The organism is Stenotrophomonas sp. 82F1 (genome assembly GCF_056861525.1).
This window is the reverse complement of the sequence record NZ_JBSPUD010000009.1, coordinates 20,704-43,775: the sequence shown is the minus strand read 5'-3', so window position 1 is coordinate 43,775 and position 23,072 is coordinate 20,704. Positions and strand designations below refer to the sequence as shown.

General features: G+C 68.7%; 19 protein-coding genes. 6 read left to right on the top strand and 13 right to left on the bottom strand.

Annotated features, from left to right (window positions below; all coding sequences use genetic code 11):
- Positions 1-40: 40 nt before the first annotated feature.
- Positions 41-646, bottom strand: coding sequence for a glutathione S-transferase family protein (locus tag AC13GI_RS11150; protein WP_482996298.1), 606 nt, complete (start codon positions 644-646; stop codon positions 41-43).
- A 45-nt stretch (positions 647-691) separates the two neighbouring features.
- On the opposite strand from AC13GI_RS11150, the gene AC13GI_RS11145 reads away from it, so the two are divergent.
- The 3 genes from AC13GI_RS11145 (at position 692) to AC13GI_RS11135 (ending at position 3,595) form a co-directional block, all read left to right on the top strand.
- Positions 692-2,242, top strand: coding sequence for a DNA recombination protein RmuC (locus AC13GI_RS11145; RefSeq protein ID WP_099819403.1), 1,551 nt, complete (start codon positions 692-694; stop codon positions 2,240-2,242).
- A gap of 70 nt (positions 2,243-2,312) precedes the next feature.
- Positions 2,313-2,714, top strand: a complete 402-nt coding sequence (locus AC13GI_RS11140; RefSeq protein ID WP_482996297.1) for a hypothetical protein — start codon at positions 2,313-2,315, stop codon at positions 2,712-2,714.
- A 335-nt stretch (positions 2,715-3,049) separates the two neighbouring features.
- Positions 3,050-3,595, top strand: coding sequence for a glutathione peroxidase (locus AC13GI_RS11135; RefSeq protein WP_099821635.1), 546 nt, complete (start codon positions 3,050-3,052; stop codon positions 3,593-3,595).
- Between the two features lie 109 nt (positions 3,596-3,704).
- Here AC13GI_RS11135 and AC13GI_RS11130 read toward each other — a convergent pair whose 3' ends face one another.
- Genes AC13GI_RS11130 through AC13GI_RS11105 form a run of 6 tightly spaced genes read right to left on the bottom strand, consistent with a single transcriptional unit; the run spans position 3,705 to position 7,788 of the window.
- Positions 3,705-4,706, bottom strand: a complete 1,002-nt coding sequence (locus tag AC13GI_RS11130; RefSeq protein WP_482996296.1) for an MlaA family lipoprotein — start codon at positions 4,704-4,706, stop codon at positions 3,705-3,707.
- 1 nt (position 4,707) lies between these two features.
- Positions 4,708-5,019, bottom strand: a complete 312-nt coding sequence (locus AC13GI_RS11125) for an STAS domain-containing protein (protein WP_025875628.1) — start codon at positions 5,017-5,019, stop codon at positions 4,708-4,710.
- Positions 5,009-5,671, bottom strand: a complete 663-nt coding sequence (locus AC13GI_RS11120) for an MlaC/ttg2D family ABC transporter substrate-binding protein (RefSeq protein ID WP_482996295.1) — start codon at positions 5,669-5,671, stop codon at positions 5,009-5,011. Before AC13GI_RS11120 ends, AC13GI_RS11125 begins: the two co-directional genes overlap by 11 nt.
- Complete coding sequence (mlaD, locus tag AC13GI_RS11115) at positions 5,668-6,192, bottom strand: outer membrane lipid asymmetry maintenance protein MlaD (RefSeq protein ID WP_006404090.1); 525 nt, start codon at positions 6,190-6,192, stop codon at positions 5,668-5,670. Before mlaD ends, AC13GI_RS11120 begins: the two co-directional genes overlap by 4 nt.
- 58 nt (positions 6,193-6,250) lie before the next feature.
- Positions 6,251-7,000, bottom strand: coding sequence for an MlaE family lipid ABC transporter permease subunit (locus AC13GI_RS11110; protein WP_006404088.1), 750 nt, complete (start codon positions 6,998-7,000; stop codon positions 6,251-6,253).
- The gene (locus AC13GI_RS11105; RefSeq protein WP_099821638.1) at positions 7,000-7,788 is read right to left on the bottom strand and encodes an ABC transporter ATP-binding protein; all 789 of its coding nucleotides are present in this window, start codon (positions 7,786-7,788) and stop codon (positions 7,000-7,002) included. The genes AC13GI_RS11110 and AC13GI_RS11105 overlap by 1 nt, the downstream gene beginning before the upstream one ends.
- 194 nt (positions 7,789-7,982) lie before the next feature.
- On the opposite strand from AC13GI_RS11105, the gene recC reads away from it, so the two are divergent.
- From recC to recD, 3 genes are read left to right on the top strand one after another with little or no spacing between them, the layout of a single operon-like run.
- The gene (gene recC / locus AC13GI_RS11100; RefSeq protein ID WP_380657670.1) at positions 7,983-11,324 is read left to right on the top strand and encodes an exodeoxyribonuclease V subunit gamma; all 3,342 of its coding nucleotides are present in this window, start codon (positions 7,983-7,985) and stop codon (positions 11,322-11,324) included.
- Positions 11,321-14,995 (top strand): exodeoxyribonuclease V subunit beta, encoded by a 3,675-nt coding sequence (recB, locus tag AC13GI_RS11095; protein WP_482996294.1) that lies wholly within the window; start codon positions 11,321-11,323, stop codon positions 14,993-14,995. The genes recC and recB overlap by 4 nt, the downstream gene beginning before the upstream one ends.
- Complete coding sequence (gene recD, locus AC13GI_RS11090) at positions 14,992-16,872, top strand: exodeoxyribonuclease V subunit alpha (protein ID WP_482996293.1); 1,881 nt, start codon at positions 14,992-14,994, stop codon at positions 16,870-16,872. The genes recB and recD overlap by 4 nt, the downstream gene beginning before the upstream one ends.
- Before the next feature lie 127 nt (positions 16,873-16,999).
- On the opposite strand, the gene AC13GI_RS11085 is transcribed toward recD, so the two are convergent.
- The 6 genes from AC13GI_RS11085 to AC13GI_RS11060 form a co-directional block, all read right to left on the bottom strand.
- Positions 17,000-17,383, bottom strand: coding sequence for a hypothetical protein (locus tag AC13GI_RS11085; protein ID WP_482996292.1), 384 nt, complete (start codon positions 17,381-17,383; stop codon positions 17,000-17,002).
- A 149-nt stretch (positions 17,384-17,532) separates the two neighbouring features.
- On the bottom strand, positions 17,533-19,572 hold the full coding sequence (locus AC13GI_RS11080; RefSeq protein WP_482996291.1) for an FUSC family protein: 2,040 nt from the start codon (positions 19,570-19,572) through the stop codon (positions 17,533-17,535).
- A gap of 3 nt (positions 19,573-19,575) precedes the next feature.
- Positions 19,576-21,036, bottom strand: a complete 1,461-nt coding sequence (locus tag AC13GI_RS11075) for an efflux transporter outer membrane subunit (RefSeq protein ID WP_380657534.1) — start codon at positions 21,034-21,036, stop codon at positions 19,576-19,578.
- Positions 21,033-21,950 (bottom strand): efflux RND transporter periplasmic adaptor subunit, encoded by a 918-nt coding sequence (locus AC13GI_RS11070; protein ID WP_482996290.1) that lies wholly within the window; start codon positions 21,948-21,950, stop codon positions 21,033-21,035. The genes AC13GI_RS11075 and AC13GI_RS11070 overlap by 4 nt, the downstream gene beginning before the upstream one ends.
- A complete protein-coding gene (locus AC13GI_RS11065) occupies positions 21,947-22,156 on the bottom strand; it encodes a DUF1656 domain-containing protein (RefSeq protein WP_025875651.1) in 210 nt (69 codons plus the stop codon). The genes AC13GI_RS11070 and AC13GI_RS11065 overlap by 4 nt, the downstream gene beginning before the upstream one ends.
- 110 nt (positions 22,157-22,266) lie before the next feature.
- The gene (locus tag AC13GI_RS11060) at positions 22,267-22,722 is read right to left on the bottom strand and encodes a MarR family winged helix-turn-helix transcriptional regulator (RefSeq protein ID WP_025875653.1); all 456 of its coding nucleotides are present in this window, start codon (positions 22,720-22,722) and stop codon (positions 22,267-22,269) included.
- Between the last annotated feature and the right edge of the window lie 350 nt (positions 22,723-23,072).

Below are 23,072 nucleotides of genomic sequence, written 5' to 3'. Positions count from 1 at the left end.
ACCAAGGTCGACACCTGCCAACAGCGGCGAGAACCTCTCCTCAGGCCACTCCGTTGTCCACGTAGGCGGTGAAACCCGGCTGCTGTCGCAGGCGCTCGAACCAGGCGTCCACATGCGGCAGCACCGGCTTGTTGCCGGGGGTGCTGCGCCAGCGCTGCGCCGACAGGCCCAGGACGATGTCGGCGAGCGTGAAGGTGGTGCCCGCCACGTAGGCGTTGCTGGTCGCCAGTTGCGCGTCCAGCGTGCCCATCAGCTGGTTCCAGTGCGCCAGGCTGGCCTCCGCGCGTGCGTCGTCCGCGAAATCGGGGTGCTGGCGGACGCGGGCCATGAACACGTGGCGCCAGGCGCTGTTGAGGTCGGTGGCCTGCCAGTCCATCCACTGCTCGACCCTGGCGCGGTCCTGCGCCACGGTGGGTAGCAGGTCATCGCGGCCCTGGCGTGCGGCCAGGTAGCGGCAGATGCTGTTGGACTCCCACAGCACGAAGTCGCCGTCGCGCAGCACCGGCACCTGCCGGTTCGGGTTGAGCGTGGCCAGCAGGTCCGGCGCGGGTGCCGGGTCATGCGTGAACGCGAGATCGAGTTCGGCGCACAGCCACAGCACTTTGCGCACGTTGATCGAGGTGGGCTTTCCGTAGAGAACAAGCATGGGCGTGTTTCAGCACTTGAGACTGGGCCAGCCTACACTTGCCACATGCAAACCGAATTCCTCCTCGTCGCCGGCCTGTTGCTGGTCGTGCTCGTCCTGCAACTGGTGGCGCTGCTGCGCCGCCCGCCCCACGACCGCCTGGAACAGGCCGTGCGTGATGAAGCGCGCGTCGGCCGCAGCGAGCTGCGCGAGCAGCTCGATGGGTTCGCGCGCGCGCTGACCGATCTGTCCACCCGCACCGATCAGCGCCTGGATCTGCTGCGTGAAGCGCTGGGCGAAGATGCGCGCAAGGCCCGCGCCGAGGCGGCCGACAGTCAGCAACGCAGTGCCGTCTCGCTGGGCGAACGCCTGCAGGAACTGCGCGTGCAGCTGGATGTGTTCGGCCAGCAGCAGGAGGCGCGCATCCATGCGTTCGGAAAGCAGCTGCAGGAACTGACCGCGCGTACCGATACCCAGTTCGGTGCGCTGCGGCAGGCCCTGGTGGAGGATGCCCGCAAGGGCCGCGAAGAAGGCGCGCAGTCGCAGCAGCGCCTGACCGAGAGCCTGGGCCTGCGCCTGCAGGAGCTGACCCAGCGCAACGAACAGCGCATCTCGGAAATGCGCACCACCCTGGAAGAACAGCTGCGCGCGCTGCAGGCCGACAACGCGCAGAAGCTCGAACAGATGCGCCACACCGTGGACGAAAAGCTGCAGTCCACGCTGGAAACGCGGCTGGGCAATTCGTTCAAGCTGGTGTCCGAACGCCTGGAACAGGTGCAGCGCGGGCTGGGTGAAATGCAGCAGCTGGCGACCGGCGTGGGCGACCTGAAGCGGGTACTTACCAACGTCAAGAACCGCGGCAGCTGGGGGGAAGTGCAGCTGGAGAACATCCTCGAGCAGACCCTCACCCAGGAACAGTACGCGCGCGGGGTCAAGGTGCGTCCGGATGGCAACGAGATGGTCGACATCGCCGTGCGCCTGCCGGGCCGTCGCGACGACGACACGCCGGTCTGGCTGCCGATCGATTCCAAGTTCCCGCGCGAAGACTATGAGCGCCTGCTCGATGCGCAGGAACAGGGTGATGCCGAGGGCGTGCGCCTGCAGGGCATCCAGCTGGAACGCGCGATCCGCGTGCAGGCCAAGTCGATCAGCGAAAAGTACATCGTGCCGCCGCACACCACCGATTTCGCGGTGATGTTCGTGCCCACCGAAGGGCTGTATGCCGAGGTGATCCGGCGCCCGGGCCTGGTCGACCTGCTGCAGCGCGAGCACCGCGTGGTGGTGGCTGGCCCAACCACCGTCACCGCGTTGCTCAACAGCCTGCAGATGGGCTTCCGTACCCTGGCGATCGAGCAGCGATCGAGCGAAGTGTGGGGGCTGCTGGGCGCAGTGAAGAGCGAGTTCGGCAAGTTCGCCGGCATCCTCGAGAAGGCCGAGAAGCAGATCACCACCGTGGGCCGCAGCATCGGCGAGGCCAGCCGCAAGACCCGCACCATCGAACGCCGACTGCGTGGTGTGGAATCACTGGCGACCGAACAGGCGCAGGGCCTGCTGGGCGATCTGAGCGAAGCACCCAGCGACGAAGAGGCGGCAGAAGGCGAGGGTGAGGACGCCTGACGCCGGCTGACACGCCATCTGCATCGTCGGATGCGTATGCTGGCGACGTCCACACCGATCAGGTACTGCCATGCGCCTCCGATTCCTTGCCAGCCTTGCGCTGAGCGCGCTGCTTGCCGCCTGCAGCAGCACTCCACCGGCCAGTGAAGATGCCGGCGCGGCAGCTACGGCGACCGACAGTCCTGAAGCCACTGCAGCCCTGCAAGAAGCACGCGATGTGGACTGCCGTGCGGCGGGCGGTACGCTGCAGCCGTTGGGCCGCCTGCAGCGTGTGCAGTGCGTGATTCCCTATGCCGATGCGGGCAAGACCTGCAGCAGCAAGGGCGACTGCAGCGGCCAGTGCCTGGCGACGGGCGAGGTCGCTGCCGGCGCGGTGGCGACCGGCACCTGCCAGCGTGATGTCAGCCAGAACTTCGGTTGCCGCCAGCGCATCGACGGTGGCAAGGCACAAGGCACCATCTGCGTTGATTGAGGATGTCCTGTAGAGCCGAGCCCAAGCTCGGCTACCGTGGCATCAGCCGAGCCTGGGCTCGGCTCTACAACAGCGCGTGCGGCGGTATGCTGGTGGGCCTTTCCCCGCTGCAGCCGGAGCCCCCGCGTGAGCACCTCGATACCTTCGGTTGCCGCCAGCGCATCGACGGTGGCAAGGCACAAGGCACCATCTGCGTTGATTGAGGATGTCCTGTAGAGCCGAGCCCATGCTCGGCTACCGTGGCATCAGCCGAGCATGGGCTCGGCTCTCGGCTCTACAACAGCGCGTGCGGCGGTATGCTGGTGGGCCTTTCCCCGCTGCAGCCGGAGCCCCGCGTGAGCACCTCGATCCAGGATGTTTCCCTCACCACCATCGACGGCCAGCCGTCCTCGCTTGCCGACTACCAGGGCAAGGTACTGCTGCTGGTCAACGTGGCGTCCAAGTGCGGCCTGACCCCGCAGTACGAGGGCCTGCAGGCGCTGTACGCGGAAAAGCACGCGCAGGGCCTGGAAGTGCTGGGCTTCCCGGCCAACAACTTCCTCGGCCAGGAACCGGGCAGCGAGGCGGAGATCCAGCAGTTCTGCCAGCTGACCTACGACGTGAGTTTCCCGATGTTCGCCAAGATCAGCGTGGCCGGTGAAGACACCCACCCGCTGTACCAGCAGCTGACTGCCGCGCAGCCGCAGGCGATCGGCGAAGGTCCGCTGCGCGAGCGCCTGGCCAGCAAGGAGATTCCGATCCACCCGGCACCGGCGGTGCTGTGGAACTTCGAGAAGTTCCTGGTCGGCCGCGATGGCAAGGTCATCGCCCGCTTCGCCCCGGACGTGGCCGCCGATGATGCGCGCCTGCGCGAAGCGGTCGAGGCGGCACTGGCAGCCTGATCGGCCAGGGTCGGATCCCTTTCCACGGGAAAGAGCTCCGACCCGACCCACAGCGCCCAAAAAAACCCCGCCGAGGCGGGGTTTTTCGTTCATGCGGGGCCAACGTGGATCAGTTGGTCCACTGCGGCATCGGCATCGCATCGACCGGGATCGGCGAGTTCGCATCGTCGCTGCCACGCTCGCGCTTGCCGCGCAGGTCGTTCTCGATCTGGTAGTTGCGGCGCTGCATCCAGGCATCGCGGACCAATGCGTATTCGTCCACCGCGGTATCGCGCAGGTCGTCGATCGCCAGCAGCTGCGCGCGGGTGTCGACCAGCTGCAGGCCCTGCAGGCCGATGCGGTACTTGTCGCTTTCGATGCGGCGGATCGGCGACAGCGGGATGTCACCGGCCAGGCCGAACACATCACGCACGGTGCGCGGGCCGAAGAACGGCAGCTCCACGTAGCGCGAACGACGCCAGCCCCAGGCACCCAGGGTCTGCCCGAAGTCCTCGTTGCGACGCGGCACCATCGCCTTGCTGGCCGGATCGAACAGGCCACCAACGCCCAGCGTGCTGTTCATCAGGAACCGGCCCAGGCTGTCCCAGGCATCGGCCGGGCGGCCCTGCAGCAGCTGGTTGGTGATGGTCAGCGGTGCACGCAGGTTGCTGAAGAAGTTGCTTACGCCGGTACGGGCAAAGCGCGGCACCACGTGGGTATAGGCGGTTGCCAGCGGACGGGCGATACCGCGGTCGACCGCATTGTTGAACCCGTGCACCTTGCGGTTGAACGGTTCCCACGGGTCGTACGCAGTGGTGCTGGTGGTGCTGCCGTTGGCGCCGTACAACGCGTCGAAGTCGTCATCGCCGCCCGGAGCGGTGGCAGCGGCATCATTGCCGCTTGCACCCTGCGAAGCGACCGCCGGTGCCGGCGTGGCCGCTGCAGGTACGGGGGCGTCGGCAACCACGCTCGCAGCAGGTGCATCGGCACCAGCCGCATTGTCGACGGGGGCGGTACTCGTCGCCGGCACCACGGTGTCGGCCACCGGCGCATCGCTGCGTGCCGGCTTGCCGGCACAGGCGCTGAGCGCGGCGGCCAGGAGGATCAGGGGGAAAACGCGCACGACGTTCATGTCAGCTCGCAGCAGAAGTAGCGTTGAAGTCCAGGTCGGGCGACAGCCGGTAGGCCGCGCTCAGTTCGTTGTAGCCGGCGGGGGCGCCGGAGATCGTCAGCGGATGACCGCCCTGGCGCGCGCGCGCGGCCAGCTCGGCCAGCAACGCCAGGCCGGCGCTGTCCACGCGCTCGACCTCTGCCAGTTCCAGCCGCGACAGCTGCGCCGGCAGGGCCTGCAGTTGCGGCCACAGTGCGATCACCGCTGCACGGTCGAGCACCCCGCGCAGGCGCAGGGTGTCACCTTCCAGCAGCGCCAGCGCCTTATTTGCCATTGCCGGCCGGCCCGGCCTGCATGCTGCCGCTGCGCAGATCGTTGGCCACCTGCTTGATGCCCTTCTGGCGCAGCGGGGCATCGAACTGGTTGCGGAAGGTCTGCACGTAGGAGATGCCTTCGATGTTGACGTCGAAGATCTTCCACTGGCCGCCTTCATTGCGCATCCAGTACTCGACCGGCGTCGGCTCGCTGCCGGCACGCACCAGCTCGGTGCTCACGCGCACGCCGCGGTTGCCCGGCAGCGGGTTTTCGCCCTTCAGGCGGAAGCTCGGCTTGCCCTGGATGTTGAGCAGGGTCGAGCCATAGCGCTGCATCAGGTTGTCGGCCATCGCATTGGCGAACAGCTTGATGTCCGCGTCGGCGGCGCCCCGGGCGTGCGTGCCCAGCACCAGGCGCGCGGCATAGTCGCGGTCGAAGGTGCGGTTGAGCTCGCTGTCGATGTAGCTGCGCAGGCTGGCCGGGTTGCCGCTGAATTCGGCACGGCGCTGCTGCAGGGTAGTGAGGATGCGGGTGCTGGCGTCGATCACCACCTTGCCGGCCTGGCCCTGGGGGGCGGCAGCAGCGGGGGCGGCGGCCTGCGCCTGGGCCAGGAACGGGGTGGCCAGCAGCAGCGACGAGGCGAGCAGGGCCGGGATCAGTTTCATCTTCATGGTTGCGGTTCCGTTGCAGGCGCCTGCGCGCCATCGTTGGGCTTCGGAGCAGCGCCGCCACCGGCGCCGCCACTGAACATGTACTTGCCGACCAGCTGGATCAGGTCCACGGCCGGCTGGGTGAAGACGATCTCTTCGCCGGGCTTCAGCACGTCGGGATCGCCGCCGGGTTGCAGACCGATATAGCTCTCGCCGAGCAAACCACTGGTGAAGATGCCCGCCGAGGTATCGGCCGGCAGATCCTTGACCTTGCTGTCCATGCGCAGGGTCACGATCGATTCGAACTTCACCGGGTCCAGGTCGATCGCCGCGACCTGGCCGACGGTGACGCCACCGATCTTCACCGGCGCCTGCTTGCGCAGCTGGCCGACCTGGGAGAAGCGGGCCTTGAGTTCATAGCCTTCGCCACCCCAGCTCCAGCGCTGGTTGGTCGAGGCGACGGCCAGCACCATCAGCGAGGCCAGGGCCAGCAGCAGGAAAGCGCCGACGGAGAATTCGAGTCTGGGACCGCGGATGGCCATGTGGATTACCTGATCAGTCGTGGTGGCCGCGCGCCGATGCGCACCGCCGGTGGAGGGGTTAGGTGAACAACATTGCCGACAGCACGAAGTTGAACATCAGCACCAGCAGCGAGGCGTTCACCACCGCACGGGTGGTGGCCACCGAGGTGCCTTCGATGGTCGGTTCGGCGTGGAAACCGACATAGGCGGCAACCAGTGCGGCGGTGCCACCGAAGATCGCCGACTTCAGCATCGCCACGCCGAAATCGTCCCAGAAGTCCACGCTGCCACGCAGCGCCGACCAGAACACGCCGTTGTCCAGGCCCAGTACATGCACGGCCTCGAAATAGCTGGCGCTGATCGCCAGCGAACAGAAGATGCCGGTCAGCAGCGGCACGGTCAGTACCGCCGCCCAGAAGCGCGGCGCCACGGCTTTGGCCACCGGGTCGATCGCCATCAGTTCCAGCGCCTTGATCTGGTCGGTGGCGCGCATCAGGCCCAGTTCGGCGGCGATCGAGCTGCCGGCACGGCCGATGAACAGCAGCGCGGTCAGCACCGGTGCCAGTTCGCGGTACAGCGACAGGCCGAGCAGGGTCGACAGCGCGTCGGCCGCACCGAAGGTGGTCAGCGTGCGGTAGCCCTGCAGGGTCAGCACCAGGCCGACGAAGGCGCCGCCGACGGCGATGATCGGCAGCGAACGCGCACCGATCTTGTAGATCTCGCGGGTCAGCTCGGCCAGGAAATCACGGGTCGGCAGCGAACCGCGCAGCACGGTCAGCGAGAACAGGCCGGCACGGCCCAGCGAGCGGGTGGCTTGCACGAACGGCATCAGGCAACCCTCGCGCGCGGTGCGGCATCAAACGGGATGGGACCGTCGGGCTGGCCGTGCAGGAACTGCCGCAGCAGCGGGTCCTGGCTGGACTGCAGCGCCTCCGGCGTGCCCTGGAACACGATGCCGCCGTTGGCGATCGCGATCACCTGGTCGCAGATCGGCAGGGTCTCGTGCACGTGGTGGCTGACGATGATGCTGGTCAGGCCCAGGCTGTGGTTGAGGCGCTGGATCAGGCTCATGATCACCCCCGAAGCGATCGGGTCCAGCCCGGTCAGCGGCTCGTCGTAGATCATCAGCGGCGGGTCCAGGGCCAATGCGCGGGCCAGGGCCACGCGGCGGGCCATGCCGCCGGACAGTTCACGCGGCCAGGCATCGGCGGCCGCCAGCAGGCCTACCGAATGCAGCTTCATCTGCACCAGCCGGCGCAGTACCGGTGCCGGCAGGCGGGTATGGGTGCGCAACGGCAGGGCAACGTTTTCGGCCACGGTCAGGTCGGTCAGCAGGCCATTGCCCTGCAGCAGTACGCCAACGCTCTTGCGCATCTCCAGCAGTTCAGCGGTGCGCTGCGGGATCGGCTTGCCGAACAGGGTGATGTCACCCGTGACCGGACGCAGTTCGCCGGTCAGCGCCGCCAGCAGGGTCGACTTGCCGCTGCCGGACGGACCCAGCACGGCGGTGATGCTGCCTTTGGGCACCTGCAGCGAAACGTCGCGCAGAATCGTGCGCCCGCTCCGGTCGATGCGGACGTTGGATAACTGCACCAGACTGGGAGTGGAAGCCGACATGGGCACCCTTAACGTTTTTTCGACATTGAAGCATCGGGTCAGGCTGCTGAACATAAGCAGACTGGACGGTCCAGTATTGTTGCACGGCCGGACCTCCGCCAGACCGGGACAATTCCTGAAACGACCGGAACAATCCGTCGCGATCGCCGTACCCCGGCATTGAATACGGCCGGGTGTGCTGCACACTGTGCACGATGAGTGACCCGGGCAGCGATTTCCGCCTCTACCATTCCAATTCGCTGGACGTGCTGGCTGCGCTGCTGGCGCGCAACGTGCGTGTGCCGGTGGCGGGACAGCCGCTGCTGGCGCCGGAGGTGGTGCTGATCCCGCAGGTGGCGATGCGGCGCTGGCTGCAGGCAACCCTGGCCGCCGAGTATGGCGTGGCCGCCAACCTGGAATTCCTCACCCCCGGTGAGTTCGTTGCCCGGGCATTGAACGCCAATGTCGAGGGCGAAGCCGACGATCTGGACGCGGCCGCCCTGCATTGGCGCCTGTACCAGGCCCTGCGCGACCCGGACCTGCTGGCGCAGCCGCCCATGCGTGCGCTGCAGTCCTATCTTGCCGGTGGCGATGCGCTCAAACCCTGGGCCCTGGCCGGCGAACTGGCGTCGGTGTTCGAGAAGTACCAGGCCTGGCGCCGCGACTGGCTGCTGCGCTGGGAGGCCGGCGCCGATGCGGCCGATCCGCAGGCCATCCTGTGGCGCAGCATCGCCACCGGCCATGGTTACCGCGCGCGCCGCATCCAGGCCTACCTGGACCGCTTCGAGGGCGCCGGCCAGCCGCTGCCGAAGGGCCTGCCAGCGCGGATGTCGGCGTTTGCCACCCTCAACATCTCGCCCGACGTACTGCGCGTCATGGCCACCCAGTCGCGGGTGGGCGAACTGCATTTCTACCTGCCCACGCCGGTGCAGTCCTACTGGGGCGACCTGCAGACCCTGGCAGAGCGCCTGCGCAGCGGCGCGCCGGACCCGTTTGGCGAGGCCGCCGGCGAGAACCGCCTGCTGGAAGCGTGGGGTGCGGCCGGCCGCGATTTCATGGCGGTGCTGGGCAGCTACGAAGTGGTGCATCCGGCCGGTGAGATCGCCGCCTATTCCGACCCCGAGGAAGATTCGCGGCCGACCATGGACCAGGGCGGGCTGTCCGACAGCCTGCTGCACCGCCTGCAGCGCGACCTGTTCCACCGTCGCGCCTTGCCGTCGGGCGAACCACGCGACGGCCTGCGCAGCGACGACCCGAGCCTGCAGGTGCATGCCTGCCACACCCGCCTGCGCGAGCTGCAGGTGCTGCACGACCAGCTGCGCAGCCTGCTGCAGGACCCGCGCTTCGACCCGCCGTTGCAGGCGCGTGAGATCGCCGTGCTGGCGCCGGACATCGATCCGTATGTGCCCTATCTGGAAGCGGTGTTCGGCGGACGGGGTGGCGACGACGAGCACATTCCCTACGCGCTGGCCGACAGCAGTCCGCTGGCCGGCGAGCCGCTGGCCGATGTGTTCGTGCACCTGCTCGGCCTGCCGATTTCGCGCTTCGGCCTGAACGAGGTGCTGGACCTGCTGGCCAGTGCCCCGTTGGCCGAGGCCGCCGGCCTGGAAGCGGTTGACTTCGATCGCCTGCATGGCTGGCTGCAGCAGGCGGGCGCACGCTGGGGCCTGGATGCCAACCATCGCGACCAGCTGCAGGCCCCCAGCGATGACGCCTACACCTGGCAGTTCGCGCTGGATCGCCTGCTGCTGGGCCACGCCACCGGCAGCGAGGTGGACCTGGCCGGGGTGGCGCCGTGGATCGAGCTGGAAGGCGGGGCGCTGGATGCGCTGGACCGGCTGCTGCGCCTGCTGCGCGTGCTGGCCGTCTACCAGCGCCGGCTCGGTGAGCTGTTGACCCCCGCACAGTGGCGGCAGCGCCTGTTGTCGCTGCTCGATGCGCTGCTGCCGACGCCGCCCAGCTCACCCAACAGCCAGCGTGCGCTGGAGCGCCTGCGCAAGCTGCTCAACCAGTTCGCCGAGGATGCGTACAAGGCCGGGTTCGCCGACGGCGTGCCGCCGGAAGTGGTGCGTGCACACTTCGCCGGTGCCCTGGCCGAGGCCGATACGCGGGCGCCGCTGCTGACCGGTGGCATCAGCTTCGGCCGCATGGTGCCGATGCGCCTGCTGCCGTTCCGGGTGATCTGCGTGCTCGGCCTCAACGATGGTGATTTCCCGCGTCGTGATCCCGCCGCCGGCCTCAACCAGCTCACCGCTGAACTGGACACGCCGCGCCGCCGCCCGGGCGACCGCTCCACCCGCGAAGACGATCGTTTCCTGTTCCTGCAGCTGTTCGCTGCCGCCCAGGATGTGTTCTACCTCAGCTATCTTGGCGCCGACCCGCGCGATGGCAGCGTGCGCGAACCCTCGGTGCTGGTCAGTGAACTGATCGACGCCGCCGCGGCCTATCACCTGGATCCGCCGACCGCCACGCGCGACTTCACCGTGCGCCACGCGCTGCAGCCGTTCTCGCCGGCGGCCTTCGGCGATGGCGACCCGCGCCGCTTCAGCTACCGCCGGCAGTGGCATCCGGCCGCCGGGCGACTGGGTGGGGAGCGTGGCGGCCTGCTGCCGTGGTTCGACACCACACTGCCGCCACCGGCGGACGACGCGGTGGAAGAAGAGGTCTCGCTGGACAGCCTGCGTCGTTTCCTGTGCGATCCGGCCGGCCAGTTCCTCGCGCAGTCGCTGGGCCTGCGCCTGGCTGACGACGTTGAGGACGTCGACGACCTGGAGCCGCTGGTGCTGTCTTCGCGCGGGCCGGAGAAGCGCAGCGTGCAGTTGGCCGTGGTGCAGGCCACCCTGGCCGGCGACAGCGAGCCGCTGTACCCGCGGTTGCGCGCACGCGGACTGCTGCCGTCGGGCATCCTCGGCGAGCGCCAGTTCGAAGTGGAGCAACTCAAGACCCGCCCGTACGCCACGGCCATGCTCGGCTGGTTGCAGGGCACGTCGCTGGAGAGCCGCCGCTATGAAGTGGAGATCGACGGTGTGCGCCTGCATGGCCGGGTCGGCGATCGCCATCCGGAGGGCCTGGTGCGACTGCGCGCCGGCGCCCTGAACGGCAACGCGGTGATCCGCCAGGGGCTCGACTGGCTGTTGGCCAACGCCGCCGGCGATGCCTTGCCGCTGGTGCAGTTCCACGACGGTGGTGATGCCGGCCCCGGTCCGCATGTCTTGCCTGCGCTGACCGTGCCTGCAGCCCGCGCGGCATTGCGCGCGCTGCTGCAGCTGCGCCAGCGCGGCCTGCGCGAGCCGCTTCGCTTCGCGCCCTACACCGGCTGGGTGCTGTTCAACGCGCCGGTGGAAAAGCAGCGCAGCGAAGGCTGGAAGCAATGGCATGGCAGCGACCGCAGCTGGGGTGAAGCCAACAGTGATGCGTGGCAGCTGCTGCTGCGTGGCGCCGACCCGTTCGCCGACGACGCCAGTTATGCCGACCTGCTGCGCAACAGCCAGGTGGTCTTCAGCGCCGTGCGCGAAGGCCGCAGCTTCGGCACTGATCCACAGGCAGGCCACGCATGAGCCGCGTTGCCGAGGACCCTTCCATCGACACACGTTTGCCCGACCCTTACCTGGCGTTGCCGCTGCACGGCACGCGACTGATCGAAGCCAGTGCTGGCACCGGCAAGACCTTCACCCTGGCGACACTGTTCACCCGTCTGGTGGTCGAGCAGGGCCTGCGTATCGGCCAGATCCTGGCGGTGACGTTCACCGATGCGGCGACCCAGGAGCTGCGCAAGCGCATCCGCGAGCGCCTGGCCCTGGCCGCACGCCTGGTCGATCTGCCGCCCGGCGATGATGAAACGCCCGACGCGGTGCTGACCCGGCAGGTGCTGCAACGCCATCTGCAGGACGGCACCGAAAGCGCCAAGGCGTTGAAGCGGCGCCTGCAGGTGGCTGCCGATGAAATCGATCTGGCGGCGATCTTCACCATCCACGGCTTCTGCACCCGCGTGCTGCGCGAACATGCGCTGGAGAGCGGGCATACCTTCGACCCGCCGGAGCTGCTGGCCAGCGATCGTGAGCTGCTGGAAGAACTGGCCGCCGATCTCTGGCGCGTGCATGCCAACGACCCGGCCACGCTGGAACCGCTGACCTGGCTGTGGTCCACCCCGGATGCGCTGGCGGCTGACCTGCGCGCGCTGCTGTCATCGCCACCGCTGCATCCGCGGCCGCAACCGCTGGCCGTGGACGACCCGCGCCCGGCCCTGGAAGCGGTCGCGGTGGAACTGGCTGCTGCCGTGCGCGAGCACGGTGAGCGCTTCTTCCTGGACCTGTGCGAAGCGGTCGACAACAAGTGGATCAACGGCGTCTCCTACAAGCTGGGCTGGCTGCACCCGCTGGGTCGCCAGCTGCTGGGTTGGGCCGAGCGCGGCGACGCCGCCGAACTGCTGTCCAGCGACCGCCTGCCGGCACTGCTGCCCGATGCGCTGGTGGCCAAGACCAACAAGAAGTTCGCCGAGCGCACGCCGTCCTCGCCGCTGCAGGCACCGCTGCAGCGCTACGTGGCACTGCTGGCCCAGCGCGAACAGTGGTTGCGGGCGAGTGCGCTGAACTTCCTGCATGCACTGCGCGAGGATGCCACCCAGCGCCTGTCGGCCCTGAAGCGCCTGCGCCGCGTGCAGACCTACGACGATCTGATCGACGGTGTGGCTCGCGCGCTGGAAGGACCGCAGCGGCTGACCCTGGTGAAGCAGCTGCGTGCGCAGTACCGCATCGCCCTGGTCGATGAATTCCAGGATACCGACGACCGCCAGTGGGGCATCTTCCATACCGTGTTCGGCGCCTCGCCGGAGGTGGACGAATTGGGGCTGCAGCCGGCGCTGTTCCTGATCGGTGACCCCAAGCAGGCCATTTATGGCTTCCGCGGCGGCGACATCCATACCTATCTGAAAGCCAAGCAGGTGGCCGAGCAGGCGCCGGCGCTGGACCAGAACTTCCGCTCGCGCCCGGCCGTGCTCCGCGCGCTGCAGGCGCTGTACGACAACGCGGGCGAAGACGCCTTCCTCGAACGCGACATCCAGTTCGAGCCGGTGCGCCCGGGTGGCGTGCGAGCCGATGAGGATTACCTGCGTGATGGCCGGGCCGCACCTGCGCTCACCCTGCGCCTGCTGCGCAGCGAGGGTGAAAAGGCCTTCAGCGCCGATGCCTCGCGCGACGCGGCGACCGAGGCCTGCGTGGCCGCGATCCACCAGATCCTGCTGGAAGCGCGTGCCGGCACCGCGCTGCTGCGCGGGCGTCCGCTGCAGCCTGGCGATATCGCCGTGCTGGTGCGCTCGCATCGCGAAGCCACGCTGGTGCAGCGCGCGCTGGCTGCGGTCGGCATTCCCGCAGTAGCGGCCGGCAAGCAGAGCCTGTTCGCCACCAGTGAGGCCCGTGACCTGCGTGCGCTGCTGCTGGCCTTGCTGCAACCGGCCGACGAAGGGCGCCTGCGTACCGCGTTGGCAACCGTGCTGCTGGGCCAACGCGCAAGTGCGATTGCCAGCATGGAGCGCGAGGGCGACCTGCAGCGCGGGTTCCAGGCGCAGCTGCTGCACTGGCGCGAGCGCTGGCAGCGTGGCGGACCGTTCGCGGTGGTTGCCGATGTCTGCGCCGCGCAGGGCGAACGCCTGCTGGCGCTGATCGATGGCGAGCGGCGCCTGACCAATTACCTGCAGCTGGGCGAACTGCTGCAGGAAGCCTCGGCGCAGGCACTGGGCATGCACGGCCTGCTGGACTGGCTGCAGGGGCAGATGGCCAACGCCGACCAGGACGATGAGCAGCAGCTGCTGCGCTTGGAGTCCGACGCGCGGCGGGTGCAGATCATCACCCTGCACAAGAGCAAAGGCCTGGAATACCCGCTGGTGTTCCTGCCGTTTGTGGGGATCGATGGCGGCGCGCCTAACACCGCTACCCACTGCACCGTGCACCTGCAGGGCGAGCGCCAGCTGCATTGGAAGCTGGACAGGGATGAAGCCTGGGAAGCGGCCAGCAGCCAGCGTGAGCGTGAACAGCGTGCAGAAGACGCGCGCCTGTTGTATGTGGGATTGACCCGCGCCGAGCATGCTCTATGGATCGCCACCGGCGATCTGGCTGGCCATGCGAAAACCCGCCTGTCCCCGTTGCTGGGCGATCTGCAGGCGCTGCGTGTGCATGCGGACGTGGAGCTGGATGACAGCGCGCTGCCGGGCCGTCTGCCGCAGCTGCTGGCCGAAACCGAAGGTGAGCTGCCCGCAGTGCGTGCGTTGACCCGGCGTGTGCCCCATGACTGGTGGGTTTACAGCTTCACCCAGCTGGCGCATGCCGACGCGGGCAACAGCGACGATATCGAAGCGGCGGCCACCGAACTGCCGGCACCGGCCGCCGACGAACCCGCCGGTGCCGAGCTGCCGCTGGAACCGGCACTGCCGGAAGCCGCTGCGGAAGACATGGCGCCGCCGGATCCACGCTTCATGGGCAGCCGTTTCGGCAACGTCCTGCACGATGCGCTGGAGAACGTCGACTTCGCACTGTGGAGCGGCTGGCAGCCTGAGCAACCGGCACCGGAAGGACAGGCCGAGGTACTGCGCCGCTCGCTGCACGACGAAGGCTATGCCGACGAGGATCTGGACGATGGCGTGGCGGTGCTGGTGCCGCTGGTGGGCCACACCCTCACCGTGCCGCTGCCCGAAGGTGGTGCGCTGTGCAGCGTGCCCGAGCATGAGCGCCGCGCCGAGATCGAGTTCCACTTCGCCATCGAGCCGACCGCGGTGCCGGTGCTGCTGCAGCTGCTGCACGAGCACGGCATCGCCAGCGCGCGGCGTGGCTTCGGGCTGCGCAGAAGGCTGGAAGGCCTGATGACCGGCAAGATCGATCTGACCTACGTGCGTGATGGCCGTTGGTATGTGCTGGACTACAAATCCAACCGGTTGCCGGGTTACAGCCCGGACCTGCTGGAGATCGCCATGCGCCACAGCGAGTACGACCTGCAGGCGCTGATCTACACCGTGGCCCTGCATCGCTGGCTGCGTTTCCGCCTGGGCGCGGCGTACGACTACGCGCGTGACATGGGGGGTATCCGTTACCTGTTCTGCCGGGGTCTGGACGTTGCCGGCCACGGTGTGCACGTGCAGCGCTTCGCACCGGAACTGGTGGATGCGCTGGATGCCTTGTTTGCCGGCGGTGAAGCGGCCCAGGCCGATATGGCAGCGCGCGCGCGCGGAGAAACCGCATGAACCTGCTGCGTGATCTGCATCGCAGTGGCCAGCTGCGCACCCTGGACCACGCCCTGGCCACCAGCCTCAAGCGCCTGCGCGAGGACACGCCGGACGACGTGGCACTGGCGGCCGCACTGGCCTCGCTGGCCGTGGCGCAGGGGCACGCGGGTTTCGACCCGCGCCAGCCACAGCGCCTGATCGACGGCGTACCAGCATGGCCTGAGCCTGCGCAGTGGCTGGCACAACTGCAGGCCTCGCCCTGGGTGGCGACGCCGCAGGACGCCAGCGCCGCCGCAAAGGAAGCACCGCTGGTGCTGGAAAACGGCCTGCTGTACCTGCGCCGTTACCGCGAGTACGAGCGGCAGCTGGCCGTCGGCCTGCAGCGCATCGGCCGCCATCCGCTTCCCGCACCGGACATGGCTGCCGTGGCGCCGTTGTTCGCGCGCCTGTTCCCGCAGGCCGCCACCGGCGAAGACCAGCAGGCACGCGCCGCCGGCGTGACCCTGCGCCACCCATTGGCGCTGGTCACCGGTGGCCCCGGTACCGGCAAGACCACCACCATCGCCCGCCTGCTGCTGCTGTTGGCCGCACAGGCGCTGCACCAGGGCCTGCCCGTGCCGAAGGTGGCGCTGGCTGCACCTACCGGCCGCGCTGCCGAGCGCATGGCCGAAAGCCTGCGCCTGGCCGTACAGCGGCTGCAGCAACAGGGGCTGGACCCGGCGCTGTGCACCGCGCTGCCCAGCACCGGCACCACCCTGCATCGCCTGCTCGGGGTGATTCCCGATTCACCGCGCTTCCGCCATCACGCCGACAACCCGTTGCCGGTGGACGTGGTGGTGGTCGACGAAGCCTCGATGATCGACCTGCCGTTGATGGCCAAGCTGGTCGACGCGATCGCCAGCGGCACCCGCCTGATCCTGCTCGGCGATCCCGACCAGTTGCCGTCGGTGGAAGCCGGCGATGTGCTCAGCGCGATCCTGCGCGCCAGCGGCGATGGCATCGGCACCCTCGCCGACGACGCGCAGGCGCTGCATGGCCTGCTGGCAGCGGCCACGCTGCAGCCGCAGGCAGCACCGCGCGCGTTCGCGGGTCGTCGCGTGCAGTTGCAGCGTGGCTACCGGCAGAGTGATGCGCTGGATCTGGCGCCGCTGGCGCAGGCCGTGCGCGGCGGCGACAGTGGCACCGCCGTGCGCCTGCTGCGCAGTGGTGAGCTGGCCGGCGTCCGCTTCCATGAAGGCGAGGCCGATCCGTTGCGCGGCCAGCGCGAGCATCTGCTCGATCATTGGCGCGCGCTGGCCGATGCCGTGGATCCGGCGCAGGCACTGCAGCAGGCCGGCCGCCTGCGCGTGCTGACCGCACTGCGCGAAGGCCCGCAGGGCGCGCGCGGCCTCAACAGCCGCATCGAACAGCTGCTGGCCGGCAACACCCCGGGCTACTTCCAGGGCCGGCTGCTGCTGATCACCGAGAACAGCTACCGCCATCGCCTGTTCAACGGCGATATCGGCATCTGCCTGCGCGATGGCAGCGGCGCGATGGTGGCCTGGTTCCCCGGCGAGACCGCCGACCAGCCCCGCGCCTTCCACCCGGCAGCATTGCCTGCACACGAGAGCGCCTTCGCCATGACCGTGCACAAGGCGCAGGGCTCGGAGTTCGATGAAGTGTGGTTGCAGCTGCCACGCCAGGACAGCCGCGTACTGTCGCGCGAACTGGTCTACACCGGCCTCACCCGCGCCCGCCAGCGCCTGCAGGTAGCCGGCAGTGCCGAGGTACTGGAGGCCGCGTTGAAGCGGCATGCCAGCCGCCTCGGTGGACTGGCGTGGCGGCTGGGGGCGGAAGAAGTGACCGACGAACCAACGCGTATCGAACAACCCACGGTGCAGGGCCAGTTGTTCTGAATCGGGTGCGATGCGCTTGCTGTAGAGCCGAGCCACGCTCGGCTTATAGGTCACGGAGCCGAGCGTGGCTCGACTCTACAAAAGCGCACTTCTATTGTTTTGGAGTTCATCCACGCATGGCGTGGATCTACGCGATCAATACCAGCCCATCCGGATACACGATCGCCGCTTCGTCAGCACTCACATCGAAGAACCCCACGCCGTGCTTCTCGGCCAGATCCTGCACCAACCCATGCGCGCGCTCGGCCACCGAATACGCGAACGCGCCATAGATCACATCGCGGCCGATGCTGTACTCGGTCACTTCGGCGCGATCATCATCGTCGTTGCTCAGCGGGCCGTTCAGCGGCGGAAAGAGCACCGCCATCTCCGCAAACCAGGCCTGCAACGCCGGGCTGCTGACCGCCGGGTCGTCGTACTCGTGGCGTTCGTTCCACTGCGTCTGCTTCTCGAACCAGGCGATGAACGCCGCCGCCTCACGCGGGGCGACGCTGGCCTCGAACACCATCATGTCGTAACTCTTGGGCGCGTCCGGTTGTCGGGGTGAAACGCCGCCGGGCAGGGCCCGGCGCTACCGGAGGATAAGGGGTGCGCCGGGGCATGCCCGGCGATTCGTATCAGGCGGACAGGGTAGCGCCGGGCCATGCCCGGCGGATCGCATCAGACGGACGGCGCTGCGGCGTCCGCCAACCCCAGCGCCAACGCCTTCGCCTCCGGGAACAGTGCAAACCGCAGGCCGACCAGGCCCATCAGCGCCTCATCGCGGGCCTTGCACGCCGCCACGCTGCCGACCCGCCCCAAGGACGTGTCCAGCCGTTCGCGCAGCGCCTCGGCAGCGGCGATCGGCCTGCGCGCGGCGATCTGCCGGCGGTAATGCGCGGCGATCTCTTCGAGGATGTGCTCGACCGCCTCGCGGCTGCGCTCGGGCAGCTCCAGCCGCGCGCGGCGCAATTGCAGGATGTTCAGGCCGATGCGGGCTTCGTTGAGCATGTCCACCGAGGCGATGTCGCTGCCTTCCGGGGTCGCTGCCAGGCGCGGTGCCAGCAGGCCGAGCAGATCCAGCATGCGTGCGGCGAAGCGCTGGCGATCCTGCTGGCCGCGGCCCTCGGCCGCTTCAGCCAACGTGATCCAGCCCTGCCGTACCAGCCGGCGTGCGGTCCATTCGGCACCGACCGAGCGGAACAACCGCGTCATCACCACGGCAAACCCGATGCCGATGAACATCGCGATCGACGAGTTGGCGAAGGTCTGCACGTTGGCACTGTAGGTGTTCTGCAGGCTCAGCAGCGCGGCCAGGTTGACCGTCAGCGGCAGCGCGAACAGCGCGCTCTTCGGGTGGTGCAGCAGCAGGCCCAACGGCAGGAACACCACCGCCAGCACCAGCGCCAGCAGGCCGAAGTCATGCACGGCGGGGAACACGCCGAACAGGTACACGCCGGCCACCAGTGACGCCACCATTGCCCACACCAGGAACGAGACCATGCTCGGCGCCGGGTCATCCTGGGCAGCGAAGAACGCGGCGGTCACCGCGGCCATCATCGCGCCGTTGCCACCGCCCTCCCAGCCCAAGCCGATCCACAGCACGCAGTAGCTCATCAGCGCCACGCCGGCACTGAGCGCGGAAAACAGCGCCATGCCGTAGTCGACGTGCTTGTCGGTGGCGGTGCGTTCGGTGCGGATGCGGTAGTGCGCGCGGTCCAGTGGCGCGGTGCCCTGGTCGATCGCGTGCTGCAGGGTGCGGCAGTCCTGCCACAGGTCCACCAGCTCTTCCAGGCGCAGCAGCAGGCTGGCCAGCTGCAGGTGCTGCAGATCGCGGTCCACCTGTGGCTTCAGTGCACTGATGCGTGCGCGCAGGCGTGCGTAGTCGCTGGCACTGGACGGCGTATCGATCCAGTCGTGGATGTCATCGACCAGCGTCGGCAGGCCCTCGGGCAGGGTCTGTCCGTCGCTGCGCAGCGCACTCAGGCGGTCGGCGATCGATGACAGCACCGGCAGCAGCAACAGCATCCGTTCGCGCAGGCGTTCCATCGACACCGCCGCACCGGCGTGGCGCGGGTCATCGCGGCGCAGGAACTCGATCAGTGCCTCGAACTGCACTAGGTCGGCGGCCAACCGGTTGCGTGGGGCATGCGCACGGCCGCGCTCGAGGATCTGCCGGCACCACTGCGCCGCGTCCTCCATCCATTTGCCGATGCGCGCACCCAGCATCGGCCGCACCGAGGCCGGGAACAGCAACGAAGCAAACAGCACCGCCACCACCGTACCGAGGATGATCTCCTCGCTGCGCGCCACCACGGTGTCGAAGATGGTCTCCGGCGAGGTCACCGCGGGGAAGCCGATGAACGCGGTGGTGTAGCCGGCCAGCAGGAACGCATAGCCGCGCGGGCCGCGGTTGAGCAGGGCCAGGAACAGGCAGCCGGCCAGCCAGATCGACATCGCCGCGCTCAGCACCAGGGGCGTTTCCACCAGCGCGGGCAGCATCAGCAGGGTGGCCAGGCCGGCGGCCAGGGTGCCGAGGATGCGGTACACGCCCTTGGCCCGGGTTGGACCCAGCAGCGGCTGGCTGACGATGTACACCGTGCCCATCGCCCAGTACGGGCGCGACAGGTTGCCGGCCATGGCGACGTACAGCGCGACGATCGCCGCGAGGTAGGTCTTGATCGAGAACAGCCAGGCCTGGCGGTCGGTCAGCCCGTTCATCGCTTACCTCGCCGCCGTCGGCGCAGCCGTGGCAGCGGCACTGTCCTGCCAGCCACCGCCCAGTACCAGGAACAGGTGGATCTGGTCGCGCGAGACCTGTGCCTCGGCCGCGGCCAGGGTGGCATCGCTGCTGGCCAGGCTGCGGTCGGCATCCAGGCTGGACAGGTACGGCGTGCGGCCGCCCTGGTACAGCCGGCGGTTCTGCTCTGCGGCCAGCGCGGCCTGCTCCTGCGCCACCTTCAACGACTGCAGGCGACGCAGATCCTGCGCATAGCGGTCCAGCGCGGTCTGCGTTTCGCGCAGCGCCTGCAGCACGGCATGGTCGAACTCGGCCAACGCGGCATCGGCGCCAGCCTCGGCGGCGTGGATGCGTGCATGCGTGCCCGAGGACGGTAGCGTCCACGAGATCAGCGGGCCGAACGACCACTGCTGGGTCATCGGCTGGCCGAAGTCTTCCAGCAGGCCGGCGGCGCCGACCGAGGCGCCCAGGCGGATGTCCGGGTACAGCTCGGCAGTGGCGACACCAATCCGCGCGGTGGCCGAGGCCAGCTTGCGTTCGGCCTGGCGGATGTCGGGACGGCGCTGCAGCAGGGCGCGGCCATCACCGACCGGCAGCGGCTGGGCCAGGGTCGGTGCGTGCGCGCAGTCGATCACCCCGGCCGGCAGCTGGCCGGGGGTCTGGCCCAGCAGGGCGGCCAGCGAATAGGCCGCGGCCGAACGCTGCGCGCGCAACGGCGGCAGCGCGGCTTCCAACAGGGCCACCTGCGCATTGGCGCGGGCCAGCTCCGGCGGCGTGCCGCGGCCTGCGCTGATCAACCGCTGGGTGACCGAGCGGCTGCGCTGCTGCAGCTGCAGCGAGTGCTCGGCCACATGCAGCTCATGGTTGGCGTGGCAGATCTCCAGATAGCTGTCGGCCACCTCGGCCACCACGCTCACCTGGGCCAGGTCACGTGCGGCGGCTACCGACTGTTCATCGGCGCGCGCCGCTTCGGCACCGCGCTTGAGCTTGCCGAACAGGTCGAACTGGTAGCTGACCGCGAACTTGCCGTCGGCCAGGTTGATCACCGGCAGCTCGTGCTCCTGCAGGAACGACTCGGCCGACAACTGTGCGCGGCTGACCCCGGCCTCGGCCTCGTACTCGAAGCCACCGGCGTCCATCGCCTGTTCGTACACCGCCGCAGCGCGGCGCAGGTGCGCGTCGGCCGCCTTCAGTTCGACGTTGTCGCGCAGAGCCTGGGTGATCAGCCCATCCAGCACCGGGTCGTTGTACAGCGACCACCAGCGTGCCGGCAGCGCCTGGTTGGCGGCCACCTGCGGGTTATCGGTGTCGATGAAGGCTGCATTTGCCTGCGGGCGCTTGAACGCCGAGCCTTCCGGCAGGGCGTAATCCGGGCCGACGGTCCTGCACGCGGCCAGGCTGGCCAGGGCGATGATCAGGCCGAGGCGGGGCAGGGCGGCGTTCACAGGCCCGCCTGTGTCGGCGCAGCGCCGGCCTTCTTGTTCTGCACGTGGCGGCCGGTGTCCACCGTCACCGTGGCGGTGCGCCCGGCGATCAGTTCCACCCCGGCAGGCACTTCGTCGATGGCGATACGCACCGGAATGCGCTGCGCCAGCCGCACCCAGTCGAAGGCCGGGGTCACGTTCGGCAGCAGGCTGCTGCCGTTGCTGCGGTAGCGATCCTCGATGCCGGCGGCGATGCTTTCGACATGGCCGTGCAGAGGGGTGTCCTCGCCCATCAGGCGGATGTCCACGCGCTGGCCCGGGGCTACGCCGCGCAGGCGGGTTTCCTCGAAGTAGCCATCGATGCGGAACGAACCGGTATCCAGCAGCGCCAGCACCGGCTTGCCTGCCACCACGTAGTCGCCCACGCGCATGGTGCGGTCGTTGACCCGGCCATTGGCCGGCGCGCGCACTTCGGTGCGGGCCAGGTTGAGTTCGGCCAGGTCCACCGCGGCCTGTGCGGTGGCCAGTGCGGCCTGAGCCGCCTGCAGCTTGGCCCGGCGCACTTCGGCGTCCTCGGCGGCCACCAGATCCTGCAGGCTGCGGTCGCGGCCGATCTCGCGGCGCAGTTGCGCGACCGACGCTTGGCGCTCGGCCAGGCTGGCGCGGCTCTGCTCCAGCGCGATGCGGTAGCGCGCGCGGTCGATCACGAACAGCAGGTCGCCCTTCTTCACTGCCTGGTTGTCGGCCACCTGCACCGTTTCGACCAGGCCGGACACATCCGGCGCCACCTGCACCACGTCGGCGCCAACGTGCGCATCGCGGGTCCACGGCTCATCCATGTAGTAGACCCACAGCTGGCGCAGCACCAGCAGGGCGACGATCACGGCTGCACAGGTGAGCAGCACCGGCAGGGTTTTCTTCACGATCTTGTTCACGATTGCATCCAACGCAGGAGGTGGAACAGCAGGCCCAGCACGATCCCGTACAAGGCCAGGTTGAACAGCGCCGGGTGCCATACGTGGCGATAGGCGCCGGCACGCTGCAGCAGCGCGTGCAGGCCGCTGTTGACCAGATAGGCCAACACCATCAACCCGAGCAGGGTCGGGACGAACACTCCGTGGAGACTGAATTCACCGGGCATCGGAAAGGGCGGGGGCGAGGAGGGGGAGGGGGGAGGTACAACGAAACAACGGCAACGGGCAAAAGCCGCTGGCGCATGCACGGCAGCGGCGGTGTTCACGGACAGCGGGCTTACGTGATGCGGTCGGCAGCCTCGGCCAGCAGGCGCCATGCCTTCAGTACGGCATGCAGTTCATCCATGGACAGTTCGCCGAACACGTCCTGGCGCAGGCCGATCAACTGATCTTCCAGTTCGCGCACCAGCGCCTGGCCTTCCTCGGTCAGCCACAACAGGTTGGCGCGGCGGTCGCTGGCATCGCATTCGCGGCGGACCAGCCCACTGGCGCAGAGCTTGTCCAGCAGGCGCACCAGCGACGGACCTTCCATGCCCAGCTGCTGGGCCAGCGCGACCTGGCGGATGCCACCGCCGGAGCGGCCGATCATCAGCAGGGGCATGGTGCAGGCGGTGGAGATGCCGTAGCTGCCCAACCGGCTGTCGGCCAGGCGCTGCCACTGCCGCCCTGCGTACAGCAGGCCGGAGCTGAGCTGCATCTGCAGCACGGTGCGCTCGTCGAGGGGTCGGTCCATAAGTAATAGATAGGATACTACTAATTTCATTCCTATCAATAGGTTTTGCTGAATGGGTGGGGTGTAGTGAGGAAAGCGTTGCGCTTGCTGGGTGTCGGCTCGGGCGGCGGAGGGCCGGGCGGGGCAGGACACGCTGCAAGTACGTCCCTGTAAGCTCGATCGGCGCATCCATGCGCCTCACGGTCCTGCCCCGCCCGGCCCTCCACCACCCACCCATCACCCCGCGAGCGCGGAGGGTTGGCTCTTTAAAGGCAAGGGCAGTAGCAGTGCGGACCAACGGTCCGCACCCACCAGGGCAGCGGCGCGCCGCTTCCGAAGCCATGAACCCCAGCTCTTGTCCCTGCTTTCGG

Coding starts and splice junctions, on each gene's coding strand:
- AC13GI_RS11150 (WP_482996298.1), bottom strand. CDS start 646: ATGCTTGTTCTCTACGGAAAGCCCACCTCGATCAACGTGCGCAAAGTG.
- AC13GI_RS11145 (WP_099819403.1), top strand. CDS start 692: ATGCAAACCGAATTCCTCCTCGTCGCCGGCCTGTTGCTGGTCGTGCTC.
- AC13GI_RS11140 (WP_482996297.1), top strand. CDS start 2,313: ATGCGCCTCCGATTCCTTGCCAGCCTTGCGCTGAGCGCGCTGCTTGCC.
- AC13GI_RS11130 (WP_482996296.1), bottom strand. CDS start 4,706: ATGAACGTCGTGCGCGTTTTCCCCCTGATCCTCCTGGCCGCCGCGCTC.
- AC13GI_RS11125 (WP_025875628.1), bottom strand. CDS start 5,019: ATGGCAAATAAGGCGCTGGCGCTGCTGGAAGGTGACACCCTGCGCCTG.
- AC13GI_RS11120 (WP_482996295.1), bottom strand. CDS start 5,671: ATGAAGATGAAACTGATCCCGGCCCTGCTCGCCTCGTCGCTGCTGCTG.
- mlaD (WP_006404090.1), bottom strand. CDS start 6,192: ATGGCCATCCGCGGTCCCAGACTCGAATTCTCCGTCGGCGCTTTCCTG.
- AC13GI_RS11110 (WP_006404088.1), bottom strand. CDS start 7,000: ATGCCGTTCGTGCAAGCCACCCGCTCGCTGGGCCGTGCCGGCCTGTTC.
- AC13GI_RS11105 (WP_099821638.1), bottom strand. CDS start 7,788: ATGTCGGCTTCCACTCCCAGTCTGGTGCAGTTATCCAACGTCCGCATC.
- recC (WP_380657670.1), top strand. CDS start 7,983: ATGAGTGACCCGGGCAGCGATTTCCGCCTCTACCATTCCAATTCGCTG.
- recB (WP_482996294.1), top strand. CDS start 11,321: ATGAGCCGCGTTGCCGAGGACCCTTCCATCGACACACGTTTGCCCGAC.
- recD (WP_482996293.1), top strand. CDS start 14,992: ATGAACCTGCTGCGTGATCTGCATCGCAGTGGCCAGCTGCGCACCCTG.
- AC13GI_RS11085 (WP_482996292.1), bottom strand. CDS start 17,383: ATGATGGTGTTCGAGGCCAGCGTCGCCCCGCGTGAGGCGGCGGCGTTC.
- AC13GI_RS11080 (WP_482996291.1), bottom strand. CDS start 19,572: ATGAACGGGCTGACCGACCGCCAGGCCTGGCTGTTCTCGATCAAGACC.
- AC13GI_RS11065 (WP_025875651.1), bottom strand. CDS start 22,156: ATGCCCGGTGAATTCAGTCTCCACGGAGTGTTCGTCCCGACCCTGCTC.
- AC13GI_RS11060 (WP_025875653.1), bottom strand. CDS start 22,722: ATGGACCGACCCCTCGACGAGCGCACCGTGCTGCAGATGCAGCTCAGC.